At 75.1% G+C, this 249-nt stretch carries 1 pseudogene; it reads right to left on the bottom strand.

Annotation, left to right across the window (positions count from 1 at the left end):
* A pseudogene (locus R0J87_RS23030) lies at positions 1–249 on the bottom strand (hypothetical protein); the annotation flags it as partial.

Raw genomic sequence — 249 nt, 5'->3', positions numbered from 1 at the left:
CGAGCACCTCGACCGTCGCCCCCTGCTCCGCGGCGATCGCGGCGGCGGAGAGCCCGACGAGCCCCGCACCGTGGATCCGCACGGCGGCACCATCGAGGTCATGGTCCCGGGCAGCCCTGGCCACGGCTGCCCACGCGGTCGCCGTCGCGCACCCCGCCGGGGCGAGCACGGCGGCCGGGATTGTCTTGGGTACGCGGACGATGGCGGTACCCTCCCGAAGCTGCACGTGACTCGCGAACGCACCGGTCA

The organism is Halomonas sp. SIMBA_159, assembly GCF_046536035.1.
Taxonomy (GTDB): Bacteria; Pseudomonadota; Gammaproteobacteria; order Pseudomonadales; family Halomonadaceae; genus Vreelandella; species Vreelandella venusta_A.
This window is presented reverse-complemented; position numbering and strand designations above follow the sequence as displayed.